This window comes from Actinoallomurus liliacearum (genome assembly GCF_039542035.1).
GTDB lineage: Bacteria > Actinomycetota > Actinomycetes > Streptosporangiales > Streptosporangiaceae > Actinoallomurus > Actinoallomurus liliacearum.
Genome location: NZ_BAABHJ010000008.1, coordinates 568,988 through 583,158, shown reverse-complemented (window position 1 = coordinate 583,158; position 14,171 = coordinate 568,988). Strand labels below are relative to the sequence as shown.

Below are 14,171 nucleotides of genomic sequence, written 5' to 3'. Positions count from 1 at the left end.
GCCACGATCATGACGACGACGCTCACCCGCGGCCAGCCCACCCGCACGCCCGTCCGGCGCTGGCCGGCGGTCGTCGCGGCGGCGCTGGCCGCGACCGTCGCGGTGATGCCCGGCTTCGCCGTGGGCGCCCTCGCCCCGGCGATCGAGGCGGACCTGCACGTCTCCCGTACGGCCGTCGGGCTGGTGATCAGCGCCTTCTACGCCGCGACGGCGGTGGGCTCGCCCATCGCCAAGCGCGTGGCGGCACGCCTGCCCACGCCGGCGGTGTTCGCCGTCGCGGCGGTGGTCGCCTGCGCCGTGATGCTCGCCGTCTCCCAGGCGGACGACCTGGCCACGATGACGGCCGTCCTGGTGGTCGGCGGGCTGACCAACGGACTCGTCCAGCCCGCGGCCGGCCGGCTGATCGCCGCCCGCGTCCCCGAACACCGGCGCGCGCTGGCGGCGGGCGCCATCGGCGCGGCGCTGGGCGCGGCGACGCTCGTGCCCGGGCTGCTCGTCGCCCTGGTCCTGCCCGGCTACGGATGGCGCACGGCCATGCTGATCGCCGGCCTGATCGCGCTGGTCCCGGTCGCGCTGACCCCGCTGACCGGGGTCCCGCGCGCCGCGGGCCCGGCGGGCGCCGGGCAGGTCGCCACTCGTCGCGGGATCAACGGCGTGCTGGTGCTGTGGGCATCGGCCGCCGCCCTGTCGGCGACCGGCAACAACGCGGTGGCGACGTACTTCATTCAGCTCGGCACCCGGTCCGGGCTGCCCGCCACCGTCACCGGGAACCTGCTGTCGCTCAGCGCGCTGCTCGCCGTCGCCGTCCGGCTCGGCGCGGGCGCCCTCACCGATCGCGCGCCCCATCGCAACCCCGCGGTGATCACCATGATGATGCTCACCGGAGGTCTCGGGCTCATGCTCATCGCGATCGGCACGCCGGTGACCTTCGTCTTCGGCTCCGCGCTGGCCTTCTCCGCCGGATGGGGCTGGACGGGACTCCTCCTCGCCACCACCTTGCGGCTGGTCGCCCGTAAGGCCGAGAACGCCGGCCATACCGTCCAGATCGGCATTTACACCGGCGCGACCGTCGCCCCGTACGCCTTCGCCGGGCTGGCCGGCGCCTATGGCTTCACCGGCGCCGCGCTCATCGCGGCGACCGCGGCCTTCGCCGGAGCGGCGGCCATGACCGCCGGAGCGCTACTGGCCCGCCGCATCGAGTAGCCGCCGTCCTGCTGTCCTGGACGGTGGTCGTCCGCCGGCGTTCGTCGCGGCGACCGTGCGCTCAGCGATGCCGGACCAGGAGCATCGCGGCGTCGTCGGCGATCGGCCCTCCAGTGTGCCGGATGAGGTCGGCCTGGAGGTCGCTCAGCGCCTCTTCGGCTCCGGCGGCCGTGAGCAGCACGGCCCGGTCGATGAGCGGGTAGAACTGTCCGGCGCCGTTGCGGGCCTCGATGACGCCGTCGGTGTACAGCAGCATCTGGTCGCCGGGGGAGAAGGGCAGCACGTACGGCCGCGGCGGCGCGTCGGTCAGATCGGTCATGCCGAGCGGTGGTGACGGGTCCTCGGGTTCGGCGACGCGGACGTCGCCGCTGCGGCCGATGATCAGCGGCGGCGGGTGGCCACAGTTGACGAGCCGTACGTGGGCGTCGCCGAAGTGGGCGAGGGCGGCGGTGACGAACCTCTCGCCGGCCAGCATGCGGCTCAGCGACTTCTCCAGCCGCTTGACGACGCTCGGGAGATCGGCCTCGTCGTACGCCGCCTCCCGGAAGGCGCCGAGCACGCCGGCGGCCGTCTCGACGGCCTCCAGCCCCTTGCCCTGGACGTCGCCGATCAGGATGCGGACCCCGAACGGCGTGATGACGACCTCGTACAGGTCACCGCCGATCCGCGCCTCGGCCGCGGCGGAGGTGTAGTTCACCGCGATGCGCAGCGGTCCGGCCGACCGCGGCACCGGACGCAGCAGGACCCGCTGGGCGACTTCCGCCACCGTGCGCACGGTGGCCAGCTCTCGCTCACGCTCCTGCCGCCGGCGGCCGGCCAGCACGCTCGCCGAGGTCACACCGATGATCGAGGCCAGTGTGAGGTTGTCCTGCCGGTGGCCCAGGACGTTGTCGTAGGCCGCCAGGACGACGCAGAGGGTGAAGGCGATCAGGCCGATCAGCACGGTGTGACGTGCCCCGTAGTGCAGGGTCGCGAACGCCGGCCCCAGCGCGAGCAGGGGGAGATAGCCGAACTCCGGGCCCGCCATCAGGTCGACGGTCGCTACGGCGCCCATCATCGCGAACGGCAGCCAGCGTGCGATCGGGTCGGCCCTGCCGGTCCTGTTCTCCTCGGCGATGAGCCTCACCTCCGCGATCGGACAGACCTGCCCGACATCCGTCGGATCGAATGATCGTTGCATTAGGCGGGAATCACCGTCCAGTCTATCGGACCGCCCCTGAACGCCACCGGGCCCGAGAGGCCGCGCCCGGCCGCCGGCCGTCATTCCTGGTATCACCCGGTGAATCGGGGGAAAGGCCACCTAGCAGGCGTAATCCGAGCAGAACCGCTGTGGGCGCGACCGTGGACCAGAGCGGCGACGGGGCGACCGGCGATCGCGAGGAGGCGGACGGGGCGGCCGACCATGCGCGAGGGAGCCGACGGGGGACCGGTCAGGCGCGAGTACGGCGGCCAGGGAGGCGATGACCCATTTCGATCGGGGGGTGGAATGATCTTTCTTATCGGGCTGGCGGCCGCCGGCCTGCTGGGGCTGGGCTTCGTGGCCCAGCAGCACGCGGCGTACCGAGAGCCGCTGGGGCGGATGCTGCACCCGTCCTTGTTGCTGGATCTCATCCACAAACCGCTCTGGCTGGCAGGGCTCGCCGCGATGGTGGGCGGCCAGATCCTCGGCGCGCTGGCACTGTCCGGCGCGAACGTGGCCAAGGTCGAGCCGCTGCTGGCGACCAACCTGCTGTTCGCTCTGGTAATCGGGCGGATCGTCTGTAAGGAGAACCTGCACTGGAACGAGTGGCTGGGCGGGCTGATGGCGTCCGGCGGGATCGCGCTGTTCCTGGTGCTGGGCGAGCCGACGGGCGAGCACCCCACCGGGCCGGAGTCCGAGCGCTGGCTGGCGGCGGCCGGGATCGTGTTCCTGGCACTGGTACTCGTGTCGATCGGACGGCGCTCCCCGCTCCAGACGCGGGCCATGCTGCTCGCCGCGGCCGCCGGGATGCTCTTCGGCCTGCAGGACGCCGTCACCCGGGGCCTGCTGCTGAGACTCGGCCACGGGCTCTGGGCGATCGTCACGAGCTGGCAGCCGTACGCCCTGGTCATCGTCGCGATCTGCGGTCTGCTGCTGGCCCAGTCCGCCTTCGACGCCGCGCCGCTTCGCGTCTCCCTGCCCGCGGCGACCGCGGCGGAGCCGATCACGGGGATCCTGCTGGGCGTCCTGGTCTTCACCGAGCGGCTGCGGCTGGGCCCCGGACCGCTGGCCGGACAGATCATCGGCTTGGCCATGATGGTCTCCGGGATCGTCATCCTCGGCCGCTCGCCGTACCTCGCCAAACGGGAGAACAACGTCTCCGAGTGCCCGGAGGCGAGGCTGCCGTGACCGCCGTCCTCTTCGCGCTGCTCGCCGCGGCGAGCCGTGCTGCAGCGCCGCGCCGCGCGGTCGGCCCCCGAGGAGTCCGCCTTCCGCCCGGCCCTGCTGTGGGCGCTGATCCGCCGGCCGGTGTGGCTGGGCGGCATCGGCGCGCTCATCGCGGGATTCCTCCTGCAGGCGCTGGCGTCGTCCCGAGGGGGCTGGCCCTGGTCCAGCCTCTCTTGGTCGCGGAGCTGCCGCTGACCATGATCTTCATCGCCCGGCTGTCCCAGGTCCACCTCGGCCGGCGCGTCTGGCTGGCCGTCGGCGCGATGACGGCCGGCCTGGCGGGATTCCTCGGCGCGGCGTCCCCCACGCCCGGCCGGCGCCCTCCGGGCGTGCTGATCTGGGTGACCGCCGCGGTGGTCACGGTCGGCGTGATCGTGTTTCTGGCGAGGTCGACCTTCGGCCCGGCACGCGTCGCGCTGCTGAGAGTGACCGCCGGGCTCGGATTCGCCTTCACCGCCACGTTCATGAAGGCGACCACCGACCTGGCCGGCAAGGGCCTCGCCGTCCTGCTGACCTCGTGGGAGCCGTAGCAGCGGGCGTGGCGCTCGCCGAGCTCGGTCCTCACCGCGCGGGGCGCACGCGACGTGCTCGGGCGTCCGCGCGGCATCCCCTCACTGGGCACCGGCCTCCACACCGATCGGCATGGACGGGTCGTCGTGGTCCTGCTGGGTGGTCTCCACGTCGTCGCTCTCGGGCGGCGGGACCGGCTCCGCCTGCACCCACCCGTCGCGGTCCAGCGCGGTGAGGAAGGCGTCGACCAGTACGGGATCGAACTGTGTGCCGGCGAAGCGCCGCAGCTCCTCGATGGCGGTCTCGGCCGGCAGGCCGGGGCGGTAGGACCGTGTCGAGGTCATCGCGTCGAACGTGTCGGCCACCGCGAGGATGCGCGCGAACTCGGGGATCTCCTTGCCGGCCAGGCCCATCGGGTATCCGGTGCCGTCCACCCGCTCGTGGTGGTGCATGATGCCGCCGAGCGCCTCGTCGAGGAAGTCGATGCCGCGCACGATCTCCTCGCCGCGCATCGGGTGCAGCTGGACGGCGGCGTTCTCCTCCTCGGTGAGGCGGCCCGGCTTCTGCAGCACCTTCGTCGGCACGCCGAGCTTGCCGACGTCGTGCAGCATGCCGGCGTACCGGAGCCGGTTGATCCGGTCGGGGCGCATGCCGATCTGCCGGGCGATCATCACGGAGCCGTACGCCACGCGCTCGCTGTGGCCGCGGGTGTAGTAGTCCTTGGTCTCGACGGCCTGGCACAGCGCGGCGACGGTGGCGGCGTGCGCTCGCTGCTGGGCGACGATCTGAGTGAACGCCCAGCGGGCGATGAACACCGGCATCAGCACCAGCACGGCGGACAGCGGACCGGCGGCCGGCCAGATGCCCGCGATGAGCAGCCCGATCATCCCGAAGCCGAGGCAGCCGGGGAAGACCAGACGCCCGAGCGCCAGGACCTCCCGCCAGGTCGCCTGCCGGCTGACGAGCAGGACGGTGGCCAGCAGCGCGAGGTTGACGGTGACGAAGGTGACCAGCGCGCCGATGAAGGGCCCCAGGACCTGACCGGTCCAGTTGGCCTCGCCCCAGCGGTACGGATGGCCGCCGAGCGTCTGGAAGACCGCGCCCGCCGCGTACCCGCTCAGGGCGTACTGCGCGGCGTTGAACAGGCGCTTGACCAGGCCGATGTCGCGCCGGCCGGTGAGGATCGCGGTCACGCCGATCAGCGTCGCGCCGACCGGGCCGGCCAGCACGACGGCGGCCAGGCCCGCCGCGAAGCTCATGGACACGCGGGCGCGTTTGATCGTGAGTGTCGCCGCCGACGACTCGGTGACCACGAACAGGGCGGCGAGGACGGCGAGTCTCGGCCAGCACAGACCCGTTAACGAGGACGTCGCGATGACGCCGATGGCCAGTGCGATGACGCCGCCGGCGTAGGCCCGGGCGGCGAGAGGCAGTCCGCGCATACCGCTCTCCCTGGGGGGACTGTGACCGTAGTCACTCTGTCACAGATCGTGATCGTTGGCGAGGGCCGCGCGGTCACAACCTCCTCGACCCCGCGTCACCTCCGGTCCGGCGCGGCTGACGGTGGGTGGCCGTGATCGCTCCGGCGGACCGGGGTACCGTCAGCGAGTAAGCCCAGTTCAACCCCTAAGCCCAGTTCACCCCCCAAGCCCAATTCACCCCCTAAGTTCCAGTTCAGGTCCCGAGCCCAGTTCAACCTCTAAGCCCCAGTTCAACCCCCCGCCGGCACCGCCGGCCTGCCCAACCCCCCTGGAGGTCAGGCCTTGGTCCCCCTCACCCCCCTCACCGACGCGGCACCCCCGCCGATCACCTCGGCCGGGCACGCTCAACTACTGATCGCCGTCCTCGTGGGCATCGCCGTGATCGTCGTGCTCATCACGGCGTTCAAGGTGCACGCCTTCCTCTCCCTCACGCTCGGCTCGCTGGCGCTCGGAGCGGTCGCGGGCGCCCCTCTGGACAAGGTGGTCGACAGCTTCACCAAAGGGCTCGGCAGCACCGTCGCCAGCGTTGGCGTGCTGATCGCCCTCGGCTCCATCCTCGGCAAGATGCTGGCCGACTCGGGCGGCGCCGACCAGATCGTCGACACCATCCTCGCCAGGGCGAGCGGCCGGGCCATGCCCTGGGCGATGGTCCTGATCGCCGCTGTCGTCGGGCTGCCGCTGTTCTTCGAGGTCGGTATCGTCCTGCTGATCCCGGTGGTGCTGCTCGTCGCCAAGCGCGGGAACTACTCGCTGATGCGCATCGGCATCCCGGCCCTCGCCGGCCTGTCGGTCATGCACGGCCTGATCCCCCCGCACCCCGGACCGCTCGCCGCGATCGGCGCCGTCCACGCCGACCTGGGCGTCACGCTGGCGCTGGGCATCCTGGTCGCCATCCCGACGGTGGTGATCGCGGGCCCGATCTTCTCCAGGTACGCGGCGCGGTGGGTCGACGTCCCGGCCCCCGATCGGATGGTGCCGCAGCCGAACGCGGAGGAGACGGGGCGGCGTCCCGGCTTCGGCGCGACCCTCGTCACGGTGCTGCTGCCGGTCGCGCTCATGTTGATCAAGGCGTTGGTCGACATCGTGATCGACGACCCGAAGAACATGACCCAGCGGGTCGCCGACGTGATCGGTACCCCGGTGATCGCCCTGCTGGCCGCCGTCATCCTCGCTCTGTTCACGCTGGGCCGCCCCGCCGGCTTCACTCGTGAACGCCTCTCGTCCGTCGTGGAGAGCTCCCTCGCGCCGATCGCGGGCGTGCTCCTGATCGTCGCTGCGGGCGGCGGTTTCAAGCAGACGCTCGTCGACATCGGTGTGGGTCAGATGATCGTCGACTTCTCCAAGCACTGGTCGATCCCGGCGCTGGTCCTCGGCTGGCTGATCGCGGTGGCCATCCGGCTCGCCACCGGTTCGGCGACCGTCGCGACGGTCTCGGCGGCCGGCCTGGTCGCCCCGCTGGCGAGCGGGATGTCGAGCTCCCACACGGCGCTGCTGGTGCTGGCGGTCGGCGCGGGATCGCTGTTCTTCAGCCACGTCAACGACGCCGGGTTCTGGCTGGTCAAGGAGTACTTCGGGTTGAGCGTCGGCCAGACCGTCAAGACCTGGTCGCTGATGGAGACGATCATCTCCGTCGTCGCCTTCGTCCTCGTGCTCCTCCTGTCGCTCGTCATCTAGGGGCGTGTCCGGTGGATCACGTGCTGGTCGATCTGTGACGACGCGGGATGCGTGCGATCCGTGGAGATTGCCCGTCATCTGAACGTGCCGTCCACAGACCCACCGGTCAGGTCCTGGTCCGCTGATCGGCGCTGCCGCCCCCGTGGTCTGAGGGGCGGCAGCGCCCCCGTGGGCTGGGGGCGGCAGCGCCCGCGTGGCTTGAAGGCCCGGCGGTGCCCGCGTGGCTTTTGTGGCGGGTAGCGGCTGTCGGCGCTGACTGATCGATATCGGTATGAAATTCGTCGCTTGTGGCGAATGCGGTCGTACGCTCCGCTATGGTCTGGCCGGTACGGGGGGCTGCCGATACGGAGGAAATGTGCGCCGTTCCCTGTTGGTCACTGGTCTGACGATGCTCGCGATCACCGCCTCGGCCTGTGGAGGCAAGGCCGGTGACGGCAAGAAGGATGCGGCGGCGGTCGCGCCGCGCGACGCGGCGGTGAAGCCGACGGCGACGCCGGTCAAGGTCGTCGTCCTCGTCGACCACAAGAAGAAGGCCGAGACGATGACGACGGGGGCGACCGTCCGCGACGTCCTCGCCCAGGTCGGCATTCAGCTTGGCAAGTACGACCTGGTCACCCCCGCCGCGGACGCCGCTCCGGCTCCGACGATCAAGGTGCTGCGGCTGCTGTCCGCGCCCAAGACCACCAAGGTCGTGATCCCGGCGCCCACGGTCGAGAAGAAGGACGGCAAACTCCCCGCCTTCAGCCGGAAGGTGACCCGGGCGGGCCGCTCCGGCTACAAGATGGTCACCACCGCGTACGTCCGGCGGCACGGCAAGAAGGTCAAGGCCGTCATCGACCAGAAGGTCAAGCGCAAGCCGGTATCGCAGATCATCGCGCTCGGCCCGCAGCCGAGCGGCGTCGGGTCGGCCGCCCGCCTCAACTGGGCGGCGCTGGCCAAGTGCGAGTCGGGCGGCAACCCTCGGGCGGTGAACCCGGCCGGCTACTACGGGCTGTACCAGTTCAACCGGCAGTCCTGGGCGACGGTCGGCGGGTCGGGACTGCCGAGTGACGCGCCGGCGGCCGAGCAGACCTACCGCGCGCAACTCCTCTACAACCGGGTGAACGGCCGCTGGCAGGGCCAGTGGCCGAACTGCGGCCACTACCTGTTCAGCTGAGGAAGTCATACGGGCGGGGCGCCGGGGAAGCGCCCCGCCCGTGATGGGGGAGATGGGGGCTTTCTGTGGGCGGGGCGCCGGGGAAGCGCCCCGCCCGTGATGGGGGAGATGGGGGCTTTCTGTGGGCGAGGCGCCCGGGGGAGCACCCTGCCCGTGAGGGGGAGATGGGGCTTTTCATGGGCGGGGCGCCGGGGGAGCGCCCCGCCCATAACGGGGGATGGGGGTTTCATGGGCGAGGTACGGGGGGAGTACCTCTCCCATAACCGGAGGAAGGGGACTTCCTCCGGGCGGGGTGCGGGGGGCACCCCGCCCGTAATGGGGGAAGGGGCAAGCCTGGGCCGCGACACGCGCAGAGCAAGAGGGAGCGACCCGATACGGGTCTGAGACTCCTGCCACCTGCGCGGGCGGGCGCCGGGACGCCGGCCAGTGGGAAGACCGCCGGCGCCTTCATGGCGCATGAATGAAGCTATTTGGGGTATGCGGGCCCGTCAACACAGGTCTGTCGACAATGTCGAACAGATCATCCCAGGTCAGCGAGGTTCCGGGACCGAGGCCACGTACAGCAGCCGGTCGAGGTCGACCACTCGCATGAGGCGGCGCAGCCGATGGCTCGGCCGGGCCAGCGTCAACCGGCCGCCCGTCCGGCGGGCCTCATTGGCGCACCGCACGAGAGCGCCCAGCCCCCGCGCGTCGCAGAATGCCAGGCCGGCGGCGTCGATCACCACGTCGGGTCCGTGGCTGAGGATCACGGTGAGCACCAGATCCGCGAAGGCGTCCGCGCCCGCGAGGTCGAGTTCGCCGCGCAGCGACACCACCGGCGCCGCTCCCGGGCCCACCTGAACGATCGCCTCCAGCAGCGGTCCGAGGCTCTGCCGGTTCTCCCGTACGGTCACGGCCCGATTGGAGGCGGACGGACTCGTGAGCAACTCTTCCGCCATGGATTCCCCCGCTTACGGATCGGCGGAGCCTGGCGCGAACTGCCTTCGAGCGCGGGCGCCGGATCGCCGTCGCACGGCTCTCCGCCTGACTAAGAGCATGCTCGCCGAGCGGAGACGGGAGACACTAGGGCCGAAGGTCCCACAAAGTGCGATCAGCGCATGATGCCCCTACGCTGGCCGCCGTGCCGGAAATGATCGATTATCAGCGGTTCGCCGAGCGGCTGCGACGGGTGATGCCGCGGTGGGACGACCGCGATCGTATGACGCCCGCGGAGTTCGCCGAGCATCTGGCGGACACCGGCCCGCGTTGGGAGCTGCTGCGCGCCTTCCAGGAGGAGTGGGGATACGAGCCGCCCGGCGGCGAACCCCGCTGGCCGCGCTGGTCGGAGGCCGAGCACCACGCGTACGTGCGCCGTCTCAAGGCCGAGTGGACCGGCGAGGAGGACGACGAGTTCGCCGGCGTCGACCTGAAGCTGCCGATCCCGGCGGCCCTGGACGAGTGGTGGGACCTGCCGTTCAACTCCTTCACCTACCGGCCTCGGCTGTACTGGACGAACCCGGAATGGCCGCCGACGGTGCGCCCGGACCCCACCGGATACGGCGTCTCCGACGGGCTGCCGCCGGGCAACTCGTTCGTCGGGCCGGACGACGACCATCGGGTCTGCGTGTTCAAGGCGGAGTACGAGTACTGCAACGAGTGGGGCTATCTCGCCGCCGAGGCCGCGCTTCCCGACCCGAAGGTGCTGGTCAGCGTCGGGGAGGGCTGGGCCGTGCAGGCGCGGTCGATCTCGGAGTTCTTCCTGCAACTGGCCGTCATGCGGCTGCCCGGGCACTACGGCTGGAGCGTGTGGCCGGATGACCCGGAGCCCGACCTGGTGGACCGGATCCGGCGCGACTTCCCGGAGCTCGGCCTGCTGCCCTGGCGTGAGCTCGGCGCCAGGACCGTCGCCTACGGCGCACCTGACGCGATCATCTATCTCGACGACGGGAACGCCGACTTCACCCTCCTTGTACACGGCCGGACCCGTACGGCTCTCGAGGACCTGGCCCTTACGCTCGGCGTCGACTGGGCCGACGACATCCAATCCCCGCAGGCCGACCAGCCGGATCAGGCCGACCAGGTCGAGCCGGCGGGTCCGGAGCCGCTGTCCCTGCGCGCCGGCGAGACCGACGTCGACGGACGGTGGACCGTCGAGAGCGTCTCCGACCAGCCGTTCGCCGCTCCGGAGCTCGAGCCCCCGGCGGTGCTGAGCGGCGCCGACCGGCCGGCCGGGCTGACGGTCTGGGCCGGCGACCCGGCCGTCGGCGTCGTCGCGGGCGACCAGGCCGGCGGCCTGCGCCTCTGGCCGGCCCCCCGGCCGAACGACCCGGTGGATGCGGAGACCCTGGCGGATGCGGGGGCCGCGGCGGTTCTGCTCGGTCCTACCGCGCACGACGCGCCGGTGACCGCGATCGCCTGCCGGCACTTCGACGGGCCGGGTGGCACGGTGGTGAGCGGGGACTCATCTGGTCTGGTGAACGTGTGCGCGCCCGGTAGCGAGGACCCGGAGGTGATCGGCCTCTGGCGGCGCGACGGCACGGTGGTCGCGGTCGGCCTCGAATGCCTGGAGGCGGGGCCGGCGATCGTCGCCGCCTGGAGCACGGGGACCGTCCGGGTGTGGGACTACGGCTCGGGCCTGACCGCGACCCTCGACCTCGGGTCGGGCATCGAGGTGCTCACCCTGGACCCGGAGGGCACCCTGACCGTCGGCGGAGCCGGCGGGACCGCCACCCTGCGCCTCGACCTCGAACGCCTGTGGCCGAAGCGGGAGCTCAACGCGTACCTGCTCCGGCTCGACTGGGAGGAGATCGAGGGCGCGCGCGGTCCGGCCACCGAGCTCCCGGAACGGATCCGCGCGGCGGCGTCCGCCGACGCCAAGACCGCCGTGGTAGCGCTGGCGGACCTGCGCGTAGCTCTGATCAAGGACGGAAGGGTCTTCCCGGCGACCGTGGTGGCCGTTCCCTTCCTCGTCCTGATGGCCAGCGACCCGGAGAACCGTGTCCGGATTCCCCTGCTGTCCCTGGTGACGGATCTCGCGCGGGCCGTTCCCGGTCCGGTCGCCGCGGGAGAGCGGCCCGAAGAGTGGCCCGAGCACGTTCGTTCCACGATCGTGACCCTCCTTCCCGTCGTGGCCGAACTGCTGGACGACACCGACCCGGGCGTGCGGCAGGCGGCCGAACGGCTGCTGTCGGAGTTCCCCGACCAGGAGCCTGATTCATCGCATTAGGGCGTAATTCTCCGAGAAGTAACGAACAGGTGAACCAAAGGATCACGTCCGGCGTCCTCTTCGAGAAAGCGAAAGGGCGAGAATGCGACGAATGATCGTGGGGGTCGGCGCGGCTGCGCTGGCCCTTGGAATCGGCGCCGGCACGGCGCACGCGGCCACTCCGACGTGGCAGGTCACCCAGACGACGAAACTGCCGGGCGACGACGTCCTGAGCGACGTCACCGTCGCGCCGACCGGGAGCACCTGGGCGGTGGGCAAGCGGTACGTCAGCGGCAAGACGCGGCCGGTCGTCCAGCACCTGTCCGGGACGACCTGGAAGGACGTGAAGCTCCCCGCAGGCTGGTCGATGCCGCTGAACGTCGTCGACGCCTCGTCGAGCAAGAGCGTCTGGGCGTTCGGCAGCGAGGACGGCTCGGTCGTGCACTGGAACGGCAAGAAGTGGACGTCCGCGAAGTTCACCGGCGGCTTCCGTGCGACCGACGCCGACGTGGTCGGCGCCTCCGACGTATGGGCGGTGAACGGCGGTACCACCGCCCGCCACTGGAACGGCAAGAAGTGGACGAGCGTCAAGCTCCCCGCCCACATCGGCACCGTGCACGCGGTGTCCGCCAAGAACATCTGGGCGGGCGGCTCGAGCGGTGACAAGGCCGTGGTGGCCCACTGGAACGGCAAGTCCTGGAAGGTCGTCAAGACCGTCTCCCTGGCCAAGCCGGAACCCGACGCGACCACGTCCTTCGCCGACATCACCGTGTCGGGGAAGAACGTCTGGGCGGTCGGCTCGCAGTCGTGGTCCTGCGGCGAGGACGGCGACGACGTCTGCTACAAGCCCCTGGCGCTGCGGCTGACCGGCACGAAGTCCAAGTCCTTCGTCGCCACGAAGGGCGTGGGGTACACCAAGGCCGCGGCCGACGGGTCGGGCGGCCTGTGGATCCTGCAGGGCGCGTGGAACCCGGCGCTCGTCCACGTCACGGGTGACGCGTTCGCCTCCTCGGCCGCGCCGCGCCCGGCCGGGCATGACGTCAACCTGACCGCGCTGGCGAACCGGGCGGGCACGAAGACGGTCTGGTCGGTCGGCGGTTCGTTCCCCCAGGGCGACCCGGACGACCCGACCGGCGACGGCGTCTACGTCCGTAACGGCTGAGCCGCCACACCCTCCGTACGGGCCCGGGACCCACGTCCCGGGCCCGTACTGCGTTCCGGGGCGGGCCCTCCCGTGAGCCGGGTCGGCGGGTCAGCGGTCGGCCAGGCGGGCCAGGAGGGCGACCGCGCGGGCCAGCTCCCGCCGCTCCTCGGGGCTGAGCTCGCTCGCCATCGCCTCGGCCAGCCAGCCGGCCCGCCTGGTCCGCTGGCTCCGCAGTTCGGCGCGGCCCGCGTCGGTGATGGTGAGCAGGGTCTTGCGGGCGTCGCTCGGGTGCGGGCCGGGGGCGATCAGGCCGAGGGCGGTGAGCTGCCCGACCGTACGGGCCATCGACTGGTGCCGCACCCGCTGCCGGTCGGCCAGCTCGGCGGTGGTCATGGGGCCTTCCCGGTCGAGATGGCCCAGAACGGCGGCCTGGGGCGCGGGCAGGTCCTCCGGGCGGCGGGCCCGGCGCACCAGCCGTCCGACGACCAGCCGCAGCTCATGGGCGACCTCGTTGACGTCCACCTCGTCCACACCGAGGACTCTACAGCCGTGCTGTATATTCGGCGTTGATATACAGCTTGGCTGTACAAAATCCGGACGGAAGGGACGTCGGCCCATGCGACTGACGAAGCTGGGGCACGCCTGCATCAGGATCGAGAAGGACGGCACGACGCTGGTGGTGGATCCCGGCGGGCTGACCGGACCGGGCGCGCTGGACGGCGCCGACGCGGTGCTCATCACCCATGAGCACTTCGACCACTTCGACGAGGCCGCGCTGCGCGCCGCGCTCGACTCGTCGCCGGGGCTGCGGGTCTGGACCAACAGCGCCACCGCCGCCAAGCTCGAGGGCCTGGGCGGCCGGGTCACGACCGTCGGCCACGGCGACGCCTTCGAGATCGACGGCATCGGCGTCGAGGTGTACGGCGAGTGGCACGCGGTCATCCACCCGGACATCCCCCGTGTCGGCAACGTCGGGTTCCTCGTCGACGGACGCGTCTTCCACCCGGGCGACGCCTTCACCCTGCCGGAGCGGCCGGTCGACAGCCTCATGGTGCCGATCAGCGGCCCCTGGCAGAAGGCCGCCGAGGTCGTCGACTACGTCCGCGCGGTCAAGCCGAATCGTGCGTTCTCCGTGCACGACGAGGTCCTCAGCGAGATCGGCAAGACGGTCGTGAACGGCCTGCTCGGGGAGAACGGCCCGGGGACCGGAACGGCGTACGAGCGGCTCTCCCCGGGCGACACGGTCGAGCTCTGATCCGCCGGTCGGCAGGCGGAGATCCGCGGTGCGGGAGGCAGCGGGCCTTGCCTCCCGCACCGGCCTTCGCGTCATCGTCGCCGTCTTCCGGCTCGGGTGTTCCGAAGGGTTCACGGCGTGTTCAGCGGGTGAACCTACGCTTCGCCGGGTACGTGGG

At 71.6% G+C, this 14,171-nt stretch carries 13 protein-coding genes; 9 read left to right on the top strand and 4 right to left on the bottom strand.

Annotation, left to right across the window (positions count from 1 at the left end; genetic code table 11):
- Positions 1-9 precede the first annotated feature (9 nt).
- Positions 10-1,203: an MFS transporter gene (locus tag ABD978_RS17475; protein WP_345354841.1), complete on the top strand. Its 1,194-nt coding sequence runs from the start codon at positions 10-12 to the stop codon at positions 1,201-1,203.
- 61 nt (positions 1,204-1,264) lie between these two features.
- Here the strand turns inward: ABD978_RS17475 and ABD978_RS17470 are convergent, their stop codons facing one another.
- Positions 1,265-2,329 (bottom strand): PP2C family protein-serine/threonine phosphatase, encoded by a 1,065-nt coding sequence (locus ABD978_RS17470; RefSeq protein ID WP_345354839.1) that lies wholly within the window; start codon positions 2,327-2,329, stop codon positions 1,265-1,267.
- A gap of 360 nt (positions 2,330-2,689) precedes the next feature.
- Here ABD978_RS17470 and ABD978_RS17465 point away from each other — a divergent pair, with 360 nt between their 5' ends.
- Genes ABD978_RS17465 through ABD978_RS17455 form a run of 3 tightly spaced genes read left to right on the top strand, consistent with a single transcriptional unit; the run spans position 2,690 to position 4,140 of the window.
- A complete protein-coding gene (locus tag ABD978_RS17465) occupies positions 2,690-3,571 on the top strand; it encodes a DMT family transporter (protein ID WP_345354837.1) in 882 nt (293 codons plus the stop codon).
- A gap of 36 nt (positions 3,572-3,607) precedes the next feature.
- Positions 3,608-3,805 carry a hypothetical protein gene (locus ABD978_RS17460; RefSeq protein ID WP_345354835.1) on the top strand — a complete coding sequence of 66 codons (198 nt, stop codon included), beginning with the start codon at positions 3,608-3,610 and terminating at the stop codon, positions 3,803-3,805.
- A gap of 2 nt (positions 3,806-3,807) precedes the next feature.
- A complete protein-coding gene (locus ABD978_RS17455; protein WP_345354833.1) occupies positions 3,808-4,140 on the top strand; it encodes a hypothetical protein in 333 nt (110 codons plus the stop codon).
- A gap of 81 nt (positions 4,141-4,221) precedes the next feature.
- Here ABD978_RS17455 and ABD978_RS17450 read toward each other — a convergent pair whose 3' ends face one another.
- A complete protein-coding gene (locus ABD978_RS17450; RefSeq protein WP_345354831.1) occupies positions 4,222-5,562 on the bottom strand; it encodes an HD-GYP domain-containing protein in 1,341 nt (446 codons plus the stop codon).
- A gap of 321 nt (positions 5,563-5,883) precedes the next feature.
- On the opposite strand from ABD978_RS17450, the gene ABD978_RS17445 reads away from it, so the two are divergent.
- A complete protein-coding gene (locus ABD978_RS17445; protein ID WP_345354829.1) occupies positions 5,884-7,275 on the top strand; it encodes a GntP family permease in 1,392 nt (463 codons plus the stop codon).
- 355 nt (positions 7,276-7,630) lie between these two features.
- Positions 7,631-8,431 carry a resuscitation-promoting factor gene (locus tag ABD978_RS17440; RefSeq protein ID WP_345354827.1) on the top strand — a complete coding sequence of 267 codons (801 nt, stop codon included), beginning with the start codon at positions 7,631-7,633 and terminating at the stop codon, positions 8,429-8,431.
- 530 nt (positions 8,432-8,961) lie between these two features.
- On the opposite strand, the gene ABD978_RS17435 is transcribed toward ABD978_RS17440, so the two are convergent.
- Positions 8,962-9,324 carry an STAS domain-containing protein gene (locus ABD978_RS17435; protein WP_345354825.1) on the bottom strand — a complete coding sequence of 121 codons (363 nt, stop codon included), beginning with the start codon at positions 9,322-9,324 and terminating at the stop codon, positions 8,962-8,964.
- Between the two features lie 227 nt (positions 9,325-9,551).
- Here ABD978_RS17435 and ABD978_RS17430 point away from each other — a divergent pair, with 227 nt between their 5' ends.
- Positions 9,552-11,636 (top strand): WD40 repeat domain-containing protein, encoded by a 2,085-nt coding sequence (locus ABD978_RS17430; protein ID WP_345354823.1) that lies wholly within the window; start codon positions 9,552-9,554, stop codon positions 11,634-11,636.
- 91 nt (positions 11,637-11,727) lie between these two features.
- On the top strand, positions 11,728-12,777 hold the full coding sequence (locus tag ABD978_RS17425; protein WP_345354821.1) for a hypothetical protein: 1,050 nt from the start codon (positions 11,728-11,730) through the stop codon (positions 12,775-12,777).
- 90 nt (positions 12,778-12,867) lie between these two features.
- Here ABD978_RS17425 and ABD978_RS17420 read toward each other — a convergent pair whose 3' ends face one another.
- Complete coding sequence (locus ABD978_RS17420; RefSeq protein ID WP_345354819.1) at positions 12,868-13,290, bottom strand: MarR family winged helix-turn-helix transcriptional regulator; 423 nt, start codon at positions 13,288-13,290, stop codon at positions 12,868-12,870.
- A gap of 85 nt (positions 13,291-13,375) precedes the next feature.
- On the opposite strand from ABD978_RS17420, the gene ABD978_RS17415 reads away from it, so the two are divergent.
- Positions 13,376-14,014 (top strand): MBL fold metallo-hydrolase, encoded by a 639-nt coding sequence (locus ABD978_RS17415; protein WP_345354817.1) that lies wholly within the window; start codon positions 13,376-13,378, stop codon positions 14,012-14,014.
- The last annotated feature ends 157 nt before the right edge of the window (positions 14,015-14,171 follow it).

What these genes read in the sequence shown, in the direction of transcription:
- ABD978_RS17475 (WP_345354841.1), top strand. Translation starts at nt 10, where the DNA reads ATGACGACGACGCTCACCCGCGGCCAGCCCACCCGCACGCCCGTCCGG.
- ABD978_RS17465 (WP_345354837.1), top strand. Translation starts at nt 2,690, where the DNA reads ATGATCTTTCTTATCGGGCTGGCGGCCGCCGGCCTGCTGGGGCTGGGC.
- ABD978_RS17455 (WP_345354833.1), top strand. Translation starts at nt 3,808, where the DNA reads ATGATCTTCATCGCCCGGCTGTCCCAGGTCCACCTCGGCCGGCGCGTC.
- ABD978_RS17450 (WP_345354831.1), bottom strand. Translation starts at nt 5,562, where the DNA reads ATGCGCGGACTGCCTCTCGCCGCCCGGGCCTACGCCGGCGGCGTCATC.
- ABD978_RS17425 (WP_345354821.1), top strand. Translation starts at nt 11,728, where the DNA reads ATGATCGTGGGGGTCGGCGCGGCTGCGCTGGCCCTTGGAATCGGCGCC.
- ABD978_RS17415 (WP_345354817.1), top strand. Translation starts at nt 13,376, where the DNA reads ATGCGACTGACGAAGCTGGGGCACGCCTGCATCAGGATCGAGAAGGAC.